Source organism: Pseudonocardia yuanmonensis, assembly GCF_039542425.1.
Lineage (GTDB): Bacteria > Actinomycetota > Actinomycetes > Mycobacteriales > Pseudonocardiaceae > Pseudonocardia > Pseudonocardia yuanmonensis.
Genome location: NZ_BAABIC010000015.1, coordinates 1 through 13,580 on the forward strand (window position 1 = coordinate 1; position 13,580 = coordinate 13,580).

The following is a 13,580-nucleotide window of genomic DNA, read 5'->3' on the forward strand; positions in this document are numbered from 1 at the left end:
TGCGCGCCGACTTCACCGGCCCCATCTGGCGCAGCGCCCGAGACAGCGACACCCGCACCGCCTTCAACCCCGCCGCGTGCGAGGCCGGCCGGCCCACCCGCAGACCGGACTCCTCCGCATCGACACGCGCGTCGGCACGAGGGGCTTCGGGAATGGTGGACACGGGGGAACCTCCGGCGAGCGTGCGGGCCGGTGGGGATCCGGCCGCCCCGAGTCTAGATCGCCCGTCAGAGCAGCAGGACGAGCACGACGATGACCAGCAGCACACAGAAGCCGAGGAGCGTGGCGAGCACCACGCCCGGCCGCTCGAGCGGCGACCGCAGCCGCGTCCAACCCAGGTTCGCGGCGGCGTCGTCGACGATCCGGTGGCCCTCGGTGCCCGCCTGCTCGACGGAGTCGGGGCGGCGGCCGAAGCCGGCGAGCAGGGAGCGCTGCTCCCCGGGCTCCTCGGGCGCGTCGGGCACCGGGACCCGCGAGTCGGTGACCCGGTAGGTGCCGCCGGCCGCGTCGAGCACGACCCGGTGCGTGAGGACCTCCCGGCGACGGCGGCCGCGTGCCCCGGGCGGGCTGCTCACCTCCGCGACCAGTTCGAACCCCGCGGCGGTGCCGGTGACCGTGTACGGCGTGCCCTTCGCCGCCCTGCGGACGCGGGCGAGCAGGGCGGCCGGGTCGTGCGCCATGGTTCGCGGGCCCGCCGTCAGGCCGCTGGGGAGGCGTCGGCGCTGCTGCGGCGGCAGGCGGCCAGCGCATCCAGCCCCAGGCCGAGCTCCGCGGCCAGCGCGGCCACGGTGAAGAACGCGGGCGTGGGGATCCGCCCGGTCTCGATCTTGCGCAGCGTCTCCGGCGAGATGTCGGCTGCCGCCGCGACGTCGCCGATGCTGCGGTCGCCCCGGGCGGCGCGCAGCAGGGCGCCCAGCCGCTCGCCGCGCTCGCGGTCCTCGGGGGTCAGGGGGACGCGCACCATGTCGTCATACTAATACCGGTATTGTTATCAGTGTGATCGAGCTGAAGACGCCCGGGGAGATCGACGCGATCGACGCCGCCGGGTCCGTGGTCGCCCGCATCCTCGCCGCGGTCCGCGAGCGAGCGGCGCCCGGTGTCCGGCCGAGCGAGCTGGACGCGCTGGCCTCGGCCATGATCGCCGAGGCGGGGGCCGTGTCGAGCTTCCGCGGCTACCACCCGCGCTGGGCGCCGGGGCCCTACCCGGGCGTGCTCTGCGTGAGCGTGAACGACGCGGTGGTCCACGGGATCCCGTCGCGCACGAAGCTGCGCGAGGGGGACCTGCTCAGCGTCGACTTCGCCGTCCACCTCGACGGCTGGTGCGCCGACGCCGCCTTCAGCGTCGTCGTCGGGGACGGGGACCCGGGGGACGAGAAGCTCATCGCCACCACGGAGGCAGCCCTCGACGCCGGCATCGCGGCCGCACAGCCGGGCGCGCAGATGGGCGACGTCGGGCACGCGATCGGGCAGGTCGCGCGCGGCGCCGGCTACGGGATGCTCGCCGACCACGGCGGTCACGGCGTCGGCCGGTCGATGCACGAGGAGCCGCACGTGCCCAACGAGGCCAAGCCCCGACGCGGGCTGAAGCTGCGCCCGGGACTCGTGATCGCGATCGAGCCGATGCTGCACGCCGGCGGGAAGGACGCCTACCGGCACGACCGCGACGGCTGGACGATCCGCACCGCGGACGGCAGCCGCGCCGCCCACGCCGAGCACACCATCGCGATCACGGAGAACGGCCCCCGGATCCTCACGCTCCCCTGAGCGCGAGCCGGCACTCCCGGGTCACCGAATCGCACATCGCGGGATGTGGGTCCGGTCGCCCGGAGATGCCGACTCGCGGGTCGGTCGCGGGTCATGCCGTCGGCCAGCAGGCCCACGCCGATCCCGGCGAGCCGGACGTCCTTCGCAAGACCCAGGCCCGCTGGCTCGGCCAGATGCTGCCCGGCCGGCCGCCCGGTGGCTCGACGGGCTCCGCGCGTCCGCCGCCTCCGGGCCTCACCCCCGAGACCCTCACGCGCGCGATGGTCGTCGGCGCCGCCCGGCTCGGGTGCGTGGAGTGCCGGCCGTCGCCCCGACTGACCGCTCCGCCGGGATTCGGTCTGGTCGACCGGGCGACCGTTCGTGCAGGATGCCTGCCGTGTCCGATGTCGCACAGTTCACCCCGCAGACCGCCGAGGCGATCGCCCGGGCCCGTCAGCACTCGCTCGGCGACCTGTTGCGCCGCACCGCGTTGCGTTACCCGGACAAGCTCGCGGTGGTCGCGGGCGAGCGGCGGGTGAGCTTCGCCGAGTTCGACGCCGCGGTGAACCGGTGCGCGAACAACCTGGCCGGCAAGGGGCTGGGCAAGGGCGACCGGCTGGCGCTGCTGTCGCACAACTCCTGGCAGTTCGCGGTGCTGGCCTTCGCCACCGCCCGGCTCGGCGTGGTGCTGGTCCCGGTGAACTTCATGCTGAACGCCGAGGAGATCGCGTTCATCCTCGGGCACTCCGGCGCGAAGGGCATGGTCACCGAGGACGCGCTGGCCCCCACCGCGGAGAAGGCGCTCGCCAGCGCTGAGCTGTCCGACGGGGTGCGTGGCTGGATCTCCTTGTCCGGTGCGGCCCCGACGGGCGACTGGGAGGACGTCGACAGCTGGATCGACTCCGGCTCCGCGGAGGCCCCCGAGGTCCTCGTCGCCGACGACGACCCGCTGCGGCTGATGTACACCTCGGGCACCGAGTCCCGCCCGAAGGGCGTGATGCTCTCGTCGAAGTCGCTGATCACCCAGTACGTGTCGTGCGTGGTCGACGGCGGGATGAGCGTGGACGACATCGAGGTCCACACCCTGCCGATGTACCACTGCGCGCAGCTGGACTGCTTCTTCTCCGTCGACGTCTACCTGGGCGCGACCTCGATCATCCTGCCGAGCCCGGAGCCGGCGCGGCTGCTGGAGACCATCGAGCGGGAGAAGGTCACCAAGCTGTTCTGCCCGCCCACGGTGTGGATCTCGCTGCTGCGCCACCCGGACTTCGACACCCGCGACCTGTCGTCGCTGCGCAAGGGCTACTACGGAGCCTCGGCGATGCCGGTGGAGGTGCTCAAGGAGCTGTCCCGGCGGCTGCCCGAGGTGCAGTTCTGGAACTTCTACGGGCAGACCGAGATGTCCCCGCTGGCCACGATCCTGCGCCCGGACGAGCAGCTGCCGCACGCCGGGTCGGCCGGGCGGGCGTCGCTCAACGTCGAGACCCGGGTGGTCGACGACGACGACAACGAGGTCGCTCCGGGCGAGGTCGGGGAGATCGTGCACCGCTCCCCGCACGCCGCGCTGGGCTACTACAACGACGAGGAGAAGACCGCCGCGGCCTTCCGGAACGGCTGGTTCCACTCCGGGGACCTGGGCGTGGTCGACGAGAACGGCTACCTCGCCGTCGTCGACCGGAAGAAGGACATGATCAAGACGGGTGGGGAGAACGTCGCCTCCCGGGAGGTCGAGGAGGCCCTCTACCTGCTCGACGGGGTGGCCGAGGTGGCGGTGTTCGGCATCTCCCACCCGCACTGGATCGAGGCGGTGACCGCGGTCGTCGTGCCCAAGCAGGGCGTGACGCTGACCCGCGAGCAGGTCGACGCGCACGCCCGCGAGGTGCTCGCCGGCTACAAGCGGCCCAAGTACGTCGTGTTCGCCGACGCCCTGCCCAAGAACCCCAGCGGCAAGATCCTCAAGAAGGACCTCCGGGTGGAGCACGCGGATCTGGCGAGCGAGGTCTAGCGATCGTTCGTTCAGCAGGCTAGAAACGAGGGGTGCGCAACGACGGGCAGGCCGGCGCCGCCGGCACGGTGAGCTGACGTGTACCCCGGGACCTGGGCGCGGGAGGCGCCGGACGACATCGCGACGATCATGTCCGGCGGCCCGCTCGACGGGCTCCGCCAGACCTACAAGGAGCTCGACGACCGCTCCGGGCAGCTCGCGCGGGTGTTCCTCGCGCAGGGGCTGACCCGCGGCGATCACGTGGCCTTCGTGCTGGAGAACCGCCCGGAGGTGTTCGAGGTCTACTGGGCGGCGCTGCGCTGCGGGCTCTACGTCACCGCGGTGAACAGCCACCTCTCGCCGGCCGAGGTCGCCTACATCGTCTCGGACTGCGAGGCGCGGGTTCTGGTGGTCTCGGCGGCGTTGTCCGGCATGGCCGAGGAGATCGTGGCCGACACCCCGAAGGTCGAGCTGCGCCTCGCCGTCGGCGGCCCGATCCCCGGGCACGAGGACTACGAGGCGGCGCTCGCCGCGCAGCAGCCGGGCCCGCTCGAGGACCAACCCTGCGGCATGGACATGCTCTACTCCTCCGGTACGACCGGGCGCCCGAAGGGGATCAAGCGGGACCTGCCGGAGCGCCAGGTCGACGAGCCCGGCGACCCGATGCTCACCGGCTTCGGCGAGGCCTACGCCTTCGGCCGCGACTCCGTCTACTACTCCCCGGCGCCGCAGTACCACTCGGCGCCGCTGCGGTTCGGCGCGATGGTGCACGCCCTCGGCGGCACGCTGGTGATCGCGGACCGGTTCGACGCCGAGCGGGCGCTCGCCGACATCGAGCGGCACCGGATCACCCACAGCCAGTGGGTGCCGACGATGTTCGTCCGCATGCTCAAGCTGCCCGACGAGGTCCGGCACCGCTACGACCTGTCCTCGCTGCGGGTCGCGGTGCACGCGGCGGCGCCCTGCCCGGTCGAGGTCAAGCGGAAGATGATCGAGTGGTGGGGTCCGGTGCTCGAGGAGTACTACAGCTCCACCGAGTCGCCCGGCGCCACCCGGATCAGCTCGGCCGAATGGCTGGAGCACCCCGGGTCGGTGGGACAGGCGAAGGTCGGGATCCTGCGCATCTGCGGCGACGACGGCGCGGAGCTGCCCGCCGGGCAGATCGGCACGATCTACTTCGAGCGGGACATCGAGACCTTCTCCTACCACGGCGACCCGGCGAAGACGGCCGAGTCCCGGCACCCCGACCACCCGCTGTGGGCGACGACCGGGGACATCGGGTACGTCGACGACGACGGCTGGCTCTACCTCACCGACCGCAAGTCCTTCATGATCATCTCGGGTGGCGTGAACATCTACCCGCAGGAGATCGAGGACGCGCTCGCCCTCCACCCCGCGGTGCACGACGTCGGCGTGATCGGCGTGCCGGACGAGGAGATGGGCGAGCAGGTCAAGGCCGTGGTGGTGGCGGCGGAGGGCGCGACGCCGGGACCGGAGCTGGAGCGGGAGCTCCTGGAGTTCGTCCGGTCGCGGATCGCGCACTACAAGTGCCCGCGCAGCGTGGACTTCACCGACTCCCTGCCTCGCACGCCGACGGGCAAGCTCGTCAAGCGGCGGATCGTGGAGAGGTATCGCTGATTCTCGGTGAGTGGCGACGGTCGCTCTGACGACTTGCTCGTGCTCAGGACAGGTCGCTCGGGTGACCGTCGCCACTCACGATCGTTGCCGTCAGTGCGGGTTCGCTCGCGGAGCGGGTCATCCGGGGAGCGGTGGCGTCCACTCGCTGAGCAGGTCGGCGAGGTCGTCGAGGCCGGTGAGCGAGAGGTCGCCGCGCAGGCCCCTCAGCGCGGCCGTGCAGGCGCCCGCGGCCCGTCCCGCCGCCAGCCCCGGTTCGGTGTCCTCGACGACGAGGCAGGCCGCGGGGTCGACGCCGAGCGCCTTCGCCGCGCGCAGGTAGCCCTCGGGGTCCGGCTTGCCGGCGGTGATGTCCTCGCTGGTCACGACGACCGGCGGCGGCGTGATGCCCGCGGCGCGCAGCCGGACGTCCGTCAGCCGGCGGTCGGCGCTGGTCACGACCGCCCAGGGCAGACCGAGGACGTCGAGCAGGCCGAGCAGGCGGCGGGCGCCGGGGATCTCGCGGACGTCGTCGAGGTCGGTGTACTGCAGCTCCAGCTGGCGGGCGGCCGCCGCGGCGACCCCGGTCTCGTCGAGGTCGGGTCGGGCCTCGCGGACCGTGGGCGTCGACGGCCGGCCGTGCGCCACCGCGAGCACGGCCTCCGGGTCCGCGCCGTACTCCGCCGACCAGGTCCGCCAGGCGCGCTCGACCGCGCCGTCGGAGTCGACGAGCGTGCCGTCCATGTCGAACAGCACCGCGCGGAGATCGTCCAGGTCCATGCCCGCACGGTATCCGGGGTGGACGCTCAGGTGGCTGCGTCGCCGCGGGAACGGTGATCGGCTCCAGCGGGACCTTGGCCAGGCGCGGCCATCAGGTACCGCGACGTGTTGATCACTGCACCCGGTCCGGCCGGCTCGGCGAGGTGATCGCTATGTGCGGTACCTGCCGGCCATCCACTGCTGCCGTGTACCGCGAGCAGTGATCACCTGCGCGCTTGCAGTGGCACGCGTGCCGGGGTCGGGGCGAGATCGACGGGCGCGGCACACGGGACCCGGGCGCGGCACACCCGGCAGTGGCGCGGCACACCCAGCGGGGCGCGACACACCTCGTGTGGCCCGCTCACACATCCGAGATGTTCGCCGCACACCGTGTCGACGGATTGTGTCGTGCCGATCTGGGTGTGGGAGGCGCGGTCGGGGTCAAGTGGTCCGCGGAGGCGTTGCGGGAGGGCCTCGGCCCGGCCGGGCGCGCACACCTGGAAGAGCGTGGCGCTCGCCGTCGACGGGGTGTGAAGCGAGCGTTCGGGGTGTGGGAGCACGTTCGGGACGTTGTGCCGCGCAGCTTCGGGTGTGCCGGGGCGGAGAGGGTGTGCGGCTGCGGGTGATGGCGGCCGGAGCGGGTGTGCGGCGACCCTGAAGGAGCGGGTGGAATAGGGGGAGGGGGTATGCGGTTGGGGGACGTGAAGGGAGGCTGCGATGGAGAACGCACTGATCTACCGGCTGGCCGAGGGGAGCCTCGAGGCGGGTCGCCCACTGGAGGCGCTCGAGCTGCTGGCGCCGCTGGTCGACGAGCTGCGCGACACCGCGGCCGGTGCCCTGCTGCTCGGACGGGCGTACTACCGGTCCGCGCAGCTGCGCCGGGCCGAGGAGACGCTGACCCGGGCCGTCGAGCTCGCGCCGAGTGACCCGTACGCCCGGTACCTGTTGGGGCGCACGCTGCAGCGGCAGAGCCGGCACGCCGACGCCCTGCCGCACCTGCGGCTGGCCGCCGCCCAGGACCCCGCCTACGCCGGGGACCGGGACGCCTGCGCCGCGCGCGTCGCGCACTGATCGTCCCGCGCTGAACGAACGGCGCTCTCGCTCACTGATGTGAACGAGAGCGCCGTTCGTGTTCTCGGTAGCGGAGGGGCAAGCGGACGCCCGCGATCGAGCGAGCCGGCGGTGGCGGTGCGACCCGGCCGACCGTGGAGCGAGCGGCACTTTCGCTCAGTAGGTGTGAGCGAGCGCGCCGTTCGCTCACGGGCTGGTGGGAGCTGCGACCGGGTTGAGGTTCGGCCCAGAGCTGTCGGGGTTGGTACCGCTGCTGCCCTCGGTGTCCTGCGTCCGCGTCGGGCGGGTGCGGGTCGTGGTGGGCGCCGGGGTGGTCGGGGCGGGCTCGGCCGTCGTGGTGGGGGGCGGGGCGGTGGTCGTGACCGCCGGCGGCACTGTGGCGACCGGGGCGGCGGGGGCGCGGGTGGTCGTGGCGACGGGCCTGGCGGCGGTGGTGGTCGCGGGCGCCTCGGCCACCGGGTCCGGGGGCGGGGCGATCTCGTCCGTCTCCACCGTGTCGCTGGCCTCGGCCGGGCTGCCGCCACCGAGCAGCGGGATCTCCATCAGCGGGCCGCGGTTGCCGGCGGCGAGGCTGATCCCGACCACCGCGAGGAACACGATGCACACCGCGACCACGCTGTAGACGCCGAACTTGATGCCGCGGGTGCGGCGGCCGCGTTCGTCGACGAAGACCGGCCGGACGGACGCGATGGCGGCCGTGGCGTCGACCGGCGACTCCGCCGCCAACTCCGCCCGACGTCGGGCCGAGATCGCCGTCGTGGCCTCGATGGCGGGCATGCCGGCGAGGGCAGTGGCGTCGGGGTCGGCCGGCGCGCCGGACACGGTCGTCGCGTCCCAGTCCGCCGGTCCCGCGGACACCCGGGTCGCGTCCCATGCCGGCGATCCGGACACCTGCGTCGCGTCCCATGCAGGCGCTCCGGAGGTTGCGTCCCATGCCGGCGATCCGGACACCTGCGTCGCGTCCCACCCCGGAGCACCCGATACCCGGGTCGCGTCCCACTCCTGCGGACCGGACATCCGCGTCGCGTCCCGGGCCCCGGGCACTCCACGGGACGGGTCCAGCGGCGGGGCCGGCGAGCCGAGGGGCGCGTCGTCCAGGTCCACGTCGTCGAGGGGGCGACGGGGAACCGGGACGGACCGCAGGGCGCGGGTCTCGTCGTCGATCATGGGGTCACGTCCTCCGGGGGAGCGAGGCCCGCGCTCACGTCGCGGACGGTCCGGGTGAAGGCGAAGCGGGTCTGTGCGATCCCGCTGCACGCGTAGGACGCGGTGGCGTTGCCGGGGCAGTCGCCGTTGTCGCGTCCCACGGACCACAGGCCGACGGCGCCGATGCCGCGGTCCCGGGCGACCCCGGCGACGCCGGCGGCGTCGGCGAGGGTGGTGACCGGACCCGTGTCGTTCCGGCCGAGCATGAGGGTGACGCCGATCCGCGACGGGTCGCGGTCCAGCTGCCCGACGATCGTGTCCGTGGCCCGGAGCACCGCTCCCGACCAGTCGCCCTCGTCGGGGAAGTTCATGACCATCGCGTTGACCCGGGCGTCGACGCCGTGCGCGTCGACCGTGCGCACCAGCTCCAGCGCGTCGGCGGTCAGGCCGTGCGCGGCGTCCTGCACCGGCAGGGTCAGCGTGACGTCGACGCCGTCGAGCAGCGCGAGCGCGCCCGCGACCTTCGTGGCGTCGATCCCGGTCTCCACGTCGACGTCGAGCCGGGTGGCCCCGACGGACGCGAGGGCGGTGCGGTACGCCCCGGCCAGCGACTCGGCGTCGGGGCAGGCGTTCTCGAGGTAGGTGCCGGTCGCGCCGCCGGTGGCGACGGTGACCTGCTCCAGCGACCGCGCCGCCTCGACCACGGCCGGGTCGGTGATCGGCGTCTGACCACCCCACGAGGGCGTGCAGCTGCCGTCGGCGGAGAGCACGAACGCGAGGACCGCCGAGCGGACGCCGGTCTGCGCGACCAGGTCCGGCAACGGCGACGGCCGCAGCGAGACGTCGACGTACGGCAGCACCTCGGGGGCCGCGCGCTGCGGCGTGGGCACCGGGTCCGCGGCGGGGGCGGCGCACGCGAGCAGCACGGCGCCGAGCGCGAACGGCAGCGCGAGCAGCGCGACCGGGCGCACACGGGATCGCCGCATCGGCGCGTCCTCCACCGGATGGACCAACAGGGAGCGGGCGACGGCTACGTCACGCGGCCTCGGGGAGCCGCGCGGGCGCAACCGTCGCGCACCCGTCCATCGAAAGAGTGACGCCGACCGTTACGGCGCCGAACGACGTGTGAGGATCAGCCCACCATCTCGGGCACGGTCGCCGTGGCCCCGCTCTCCGCCGCCGGGTCCTCCAGCAGCGGGCAGGCGATCCAGCCCTCGGGGATGCCGAAGGCGTCGACCAGCAGGCGCGCGTGCGGGCGCAGCTCGGCGCACAGGTCGTTGACGGCGGCGACGACGGCGCGGGTCTCGGCCGCCGTGAGCCGGCCGTGCTCGAGGTACCAGGCCCGGTACCGCTCGATCATGGCGAGCGCGTGCAGGTCGCACACCGTCTCGAGCAGGGCCTGCACGGACGGGTCGGCGGCCCGCTCGATCCCGGCGACGAACGCGTCGAACACCACGAGGTCGACGTGCGCACGGGCGGCGTCGAGCAGGTGGTCCTGCGCGGCGTTGAAGATCGCGAACTGGTCGGCGCCCTTCTTCAGCGCCGGGCGCAGCCGGCGCGCGACGCCCGCGAGCAGGTGCTCGGCCCGGTCCGCGAGCAGCCGGCGCTGCTCGGCGCGGTCCCGCGGGCGGAACCCGCGGCCCGGGAGCCGGCGCGGCAGCTTGTTGACGCCCGTCCGCTCCGCCGCCGCGTCGAGCGCCTGGGCGCCGACGAACCGGGCCAGCCCGAGCGGCGAGAGCTTCTGCACGCTCCTGCCGTAGTCCGACAGCAGGTTCTTCGCGAGCAGCTGGAGCAGGACGGTGTTGTCGCCCTCGAACGTGGTGAAGACGTCCGTGTCCGCCTTGAGCTGCGGCAGCAGGTTCTCCGACAGGTAGCCCGCGCCGCCGCACGCCTCGCGGCAGGTCTGGATGGTGTGCGTGGCGTGCCAGGTGCCGATCGCCTTGACGCCCGCGGCCCGGCTCTCCAGGTCCCGCTGCGCCTTCTCGTCCGGCTCGGCCCCCGGCGCCTGGAGACGGTGCATCTCCGCGACGAGGTCGTCCTGCGCGAACTGCAGCGCGTAGGTGGTGGCCAGGGCGGGCAGCAGCTTCCGCTGGTGGGCGCGGTAGTCGAGGATCGCCGTCTCCTCCCCGGTACCCGGGTCGGCGAACTGCCGGCGGCGCTCGCCGTAGCGGATCGCGAGGGCGAGCGCCTTCTGCGCAGCGCTGCCGGCCCCGCCCGCGACGCTGATCCTTCCGCGGACCAGCGTGCCGAGCATGGTAAAGAAGCGGCGGCCCTCGTTCTCGATCGAGCTGGAGTAGGTGCCGTCCGGCGAGACGTCGGCGAACCGGTTGAGCAGGGCCTCGCGCGGCACGCGGACCGAGCGGAAGGTCAGCCGCCCGTTGTCGACGCCGTTGAGCCCGGCCTTGTGCCCGCAGTCGCCGATCTCGACGCCGGGCATCGCGGCCCCGCCGTCGTCCCGGATCGGGACCAGGAAGGCGTGCACCCCGTGGCTCTCGCCCCGGGTGACGAGCTGGGCGAACACGACCGCCATCCGGCCGTCCCGCGCGGCGTTGCCGATGTAGTCCTTGCGCGCCCCCGGCTCCGGGGTGTCGATCACGAACTCCTCGGCGACCGGGTCGTAGGTGGCCGAGGTGCGCAGGTGCTGGACGTCCGAGCCGTGGCCCGTCTCGGTCATCGCGAAGCAGCCGAGCAGCTCGCCGTCCATGATCCGACGCAGGTAGCGCTCGTGGTGCCGCTCGGTGCCCAGCACCTGCACGGCCCCGCCGAACAGGCCCCACTGGACACCGGCCTTGACCAGCAGCGACAGGTCGCCGTAGCCGAGCGCCTGGAAGGCGGTGACGACGCCGCCGACGTCGCCCTTGCCGCCGTACTCCGGGGAGAACCCGGTGTGCGGCTGGCCCGTCTCGGCGAGCTCGTGCACCAGCTCGAGCACCTTCGCGCGGTACTCCTCGACCGACAGGCCGGGGTCGACCGGACGGAACCGGGCCATCTGCTCCCGGACCGAGCTCCGGACGTCCGCCCAGCGGCCGTCGAGGGTGGAGCGGAGCGCGTCCACGGACGGGGTCATGCGGTGCCTCCTGCGGTAGTGGTGCGCGCGTCGCGCGCCGCGCTGGTGTCGGTGCTCGCCCCGCGAGCTCCGCTGGTGTCGGTGCTCGCTCCGCGAGCGTCGCTCGGTGTGGTCGCCAGGCCGGCGAGACCGGTCCAGGCGAGGTCGGTGAGTCGGGCGGTGAGCTCGTCCCGCGTGGTGCCGGTCGGGCGGGCGAGCCAGTCGTCCGCGGCCCCGCGGACCATGCCGACGACGGCGTGCCCCCAGATGCGCGCCGCGGGCGCGCCGGGCAGCCGGCTCTCGATCACCTCGGCCACCTGGTCGCCGATCACCGTCACGAGGTCGGTGACCGGATCGGCGCCGGCGACGGAGGCGCCGAGCAGGGGGCGCTGTACCACGAACCGGTACACCTCGCGGTCGGACTCGATCAGCCTCAGGTAGGCGTCGATGCCCGCGGCGACGGCGGCGTGCGCGCCCGCGCCCTCGGCCAGCGCCTGGTCGGTCGCGCGCCGGATCTGGCCCGTGAGCACGCGCGCGACCGCGCCGCACACCGCCGTGTACAGCCCCGCGCGGTCGCGGAAGTGCCGGTAGACCGCGGTCTTCGAGGTGCCCGCGGCGGCGGCGATCTCGTCCATGCCCACGCCCGCCCCGTGCTGCCGGATGGCCGCGACGGTGGTACCGACGAGCTCGGCGCGGCGCTGCTCGCGGTGGGCGTCCCACCGGGAGTCGCGCCGGTCACGAACCGGGTCGAGGGTCGGCTCCGCGAGCTCCGCCTCCGACTTCATGGAACCGACGGTACCGGGTACCCTGGGTTCTGGCTACTCGCGGGTAATACCGTGACACCGCAGGGCCCATCCGCTCGAGAAGGGAACGCCATGCCGTCCACACCGCGGCGCGCCGCCGTCATCGGGGGCAACCGGATCCCGTTCGCGCGCGCCAACGGGCGCTACGCCCGTGCGTCGAACCTGGACATGCTCACCACCACGCTCGACGGGCTGGTCGCCCGCCACGGGCTGGCCGGCGAGCGGCTGGGCGAGGTGGTCGCCGGTGCGGTGCTCAAGCACTCGCGGGACTTCAACCTCACCCGTGAGGCGGTGCTCGGCTCGCGGCTCGCCCCGTCCACCCCGGCCTACGACGTCCAGCAGGCCTGCGGGACCGGCCTCGAGGCCGCGATCCTGGTGGCGAACAAGATCGCGCTGGGGCAGATCGAGAGCGGCGTCGCTGGCGGGGTGGACACCGCGAGCGACGCGCCGGTCGCCGTCAACGAGGACCTGCGCAAGGTGCTCGTCGCCCTCAACGGCGCGAGGACGGTGCAGCAGCGCCTGAAGCTGCTGGCGAAGCTCCGGCCGGGGCAGATCGTGCCGGACATCCCGCGCAACTCCGAGCCGCGCACCGGGCTGTCGATGGGCGAGCACGCGGCGATCACCGCGAAGGAGTGGGGCGTCTCCCGGGAGGCGCAGGACGAGCTGGCCGCCGCCAGCCACCGCAACCTCGCCGCCGCGTACGAGCGCGGCTTCTTCGACGACCTCGTCACCCCCTACCTGGGTCTGACCCGCGACGACAACCTGCGCCCGGACTCGTCGGTCGAGAAGCTGGCGAAGCTGAAGCCGGTCTTCGGGAAGCAGTTCGGCGACGAGGCCAGCATGACCGCGGGGAACTCGACCCCGTTGACGGACGGCGCCGCGCTCGCCCTGCTCGGCACGGACGAGTGGGCGGCCGAGCGCAAGCTGCCGGTCCTGGCCCATTTCGTCGACGCCGAGACCGCCGCCGTGGACTACGTGCACGGCCGCGACGGGCTGCTCACCGCGCCGGTGTACGCCGTGCCGCGGCTGCTCGAGCGCAACGGCCTCACCCTGCAGGACTTCGACTTCTACGAGATCCACGAGGCCTTCGCCTCCACGGTGCTCGCCACCCTCAAGGCGTGGGAGGACGTCGAGTTCGCCAAGGACCGGCTCGGCCTCGACGCCCCGCTCGGTTCGATCGACCGGTCGAGGCTCAACGTCACGGGCTCGTCGCTCGCCGCGGGGCACCCGTTCGCCGCGACCGGCGGCCGGATCGTCGCCACCCTGGCGAAGCTGCTGCACGAGAAGGGCACCGGCCAGGACGGCAGGAAGGCCCGCGGGCTGATCTCGATCTGCGCGGCCGGCGGCCAGGGCGTCGTCGCGATCCTCGAGGCGGCGTGATGAGCACCGCTCCGACCAGCACAGCACTCTCTCC

General features: G+C 73.7%; 12 protein-coding genes. 5 read left to right on the top strand and 7 right to left on the bottom strand.

Going from position 1 to position 13,580, the window contains the following annotated elements; translation table 11 throughout:
• Nucleotides 1-227: 227 nt before the first annotated feature.
• Together ABD990_RS21270 and ABD990_RS21275 are read right to left on the bottom strand one after the other, a co-directional pair.
• Complete coding sequence (locus tag ABD990_RS21270; protein WP_345382421.1) at nucleotides 228-680, bottom strand: hypothetical protein; 453 nt, start codon at nucleotides 678-680, stop codon at nucleotides 228-230.
• A gap of 17 nt (nucleotides 681-697) precedes the next feature.
• A complete protein-coding gene (locus tag ABD990_RS21275; RefSeq protein WP_345382422.1) occupies nucleotides 698-964 on the bottom strand; it encodes a helix-turn-helix domain-containing protein in 267 nt (88 codons plus the stop codon).
• A gap of 32 nt (nucleotides 965-996) precedes the next feature.
• Between ABD990_RS21275 and map the strand changes: the two genes are divergently transcribed.
• The 3 genes from map (at nucleotide 997) to ABD990_RS21290 (ending at nucleotide 5,365) form a co-directional block, all read left to right on the top strand.
• The gene (map, locus tag ABD990_RS21280; protein WP_345382424.1) at nucleotides 997-1,764 is read left to right on the top strand and encodes a type I methionyl aminopeptidase; all 768 of its coding nucleotides are present in this window, start codon (nucleotides 997-999) and stop codon (nucleotides 1,762-1,764) included.
• Between the two features lie 376 nt (nucleotides 1,765-2,140).
• Nucleotides 2,141-3,748: an acyl-CoA synthetase gene (locus tag ABD990_RS21285; RefSeq protein WP_345382426.1), complete on the top strand. Its 1,608-nt coding sequence runs from the start codon at nucleotides 2,141-2,143 to the stop codon at nucleotides 3,746-3,748.
• A gap of 78 nt (nucleotides 3,749-3,826) precedes the next feature.
• On the top strand, nucleotides 3,827-5,365 hold the full coding sequence (locus tag ABD990_RS21290; protein WP_345382428.1) for an acyl-CoA synthetase: 1,539 nt from the start codon (nucleotides 3,827-3,829) through the stop codon (nucleotides 5,363-5,365).
• A 117-nt stretch (nucleotides 5,366-5,482) separates the two neighbouring features.
• Here ABD990_RS21290 and ABD990_RS21295 read toward each other — a convergent pair whose 3' ends face one another.
• Nucleotides 5,483-6,121: an HAD-IA family hydrolase gene (locus ABD990_RS21295; protein WP_345382430.1), complete on the bottom strand. Its 639-nt coding sequence runs from the start codon at nucleotides 6,119-6,121 to the stop codon at nucleotides 5,483-5,485.
• 696 nt (nucleotides 6,122-6,817) lie between these two features.
• On the opposite strand from ABD990_RS21295, the gene ABD990_RS21300 reads away from it, so the two are divergent.
• On the top strand, nucleotides 6,818-7,171 hold the full coding sequence (locus ABD990_RS21300) for a tetratricopeptide repeat protein (RefSeq protein ID WP_345382432.1): 354 nt from the start codon (nucleotides 6,818-6,820) through the stop codon (nucleotides 7,169-7,171).
• A 186-nt stretch (nucleotides 7,172-7,357) separates the two neighbouring features.
• Here ABD990_RS21300 and ABD990_RS21305 read toward each other — a convergent pair whose 3' ends face one another.
• From ABD990_RS21305 to ABD990_RS21320, 4 genes are all read right to left on the bottom strand, one after another.
• The gene (locus ABD990_RS21305; protein ID WP_345382434.1) at nucleotides 7,358-8,338 is read right to left on the bottom strand and encodes a hypothetical protein; all 981 of its coding nucleotides are present in this window, start codon (nucleotides 8,336-8,338) and stop codon (nucleotides 7,358-7,360) included.
• A complete protein-coding gene (locus ABD990_RS21310) occupies nucleotides 8,335-9,303 on the bottom strand; it encodes a glycoside hydrolase family 18 protein (RefSeq protein ID WP_345382436.1) in 969 nt (322 codons plus the stop codon). Before ABD990_RS21310 ends, ABD990_RS21305 begins: the two co-directional genes overlap by 4 nt.
• A 146-nt stretch (nucleotides 9,304-9,449) precedes the next feature.
• A complete protein-coding gene (locus ABD990_RS21315; protein WP_345382438.1) occupies nucleotides 9,450-11,384 on the bottom strand; it encodes an acyl-CoA dehydrogenase family protein in 1,935 nt (644 codons plus the stop codon).
• Nucleotides 11,381-12,148, bottom strand: a complete 768-nt coding sequence (locus ABD990_RS21320; protein ID WP_345382440.1) for a TetR family transcriptional regulator — start codon at nucleotides 12,146-12,148, stop codon at nucleotides 11,381-11,383. Before ABD990_RS21320 ends, ABD990_RS21315 begins: the two co-directional genes overlap by 4 nt.
• Before the next feature lie 90 nt (nucleotides 12,149-12,238).
• On the opposite strand from ABD990_RS21320, the gene ABD990_RS21325 reads away from it, so the two are divergent.
• A complete protein-coding gene (locus tag ABD990_RS21325; RefSeq protein WP_345382442.1) occupies nucleotides 12,239-13,546 on the top strand; it encodes an acetyl-CoA C-acetyltransferase in 1,308 nt (435 codons plus the stop codon).
• Nucleotides 13,547-13,580 lie beyond the last annotated feature (34 nt).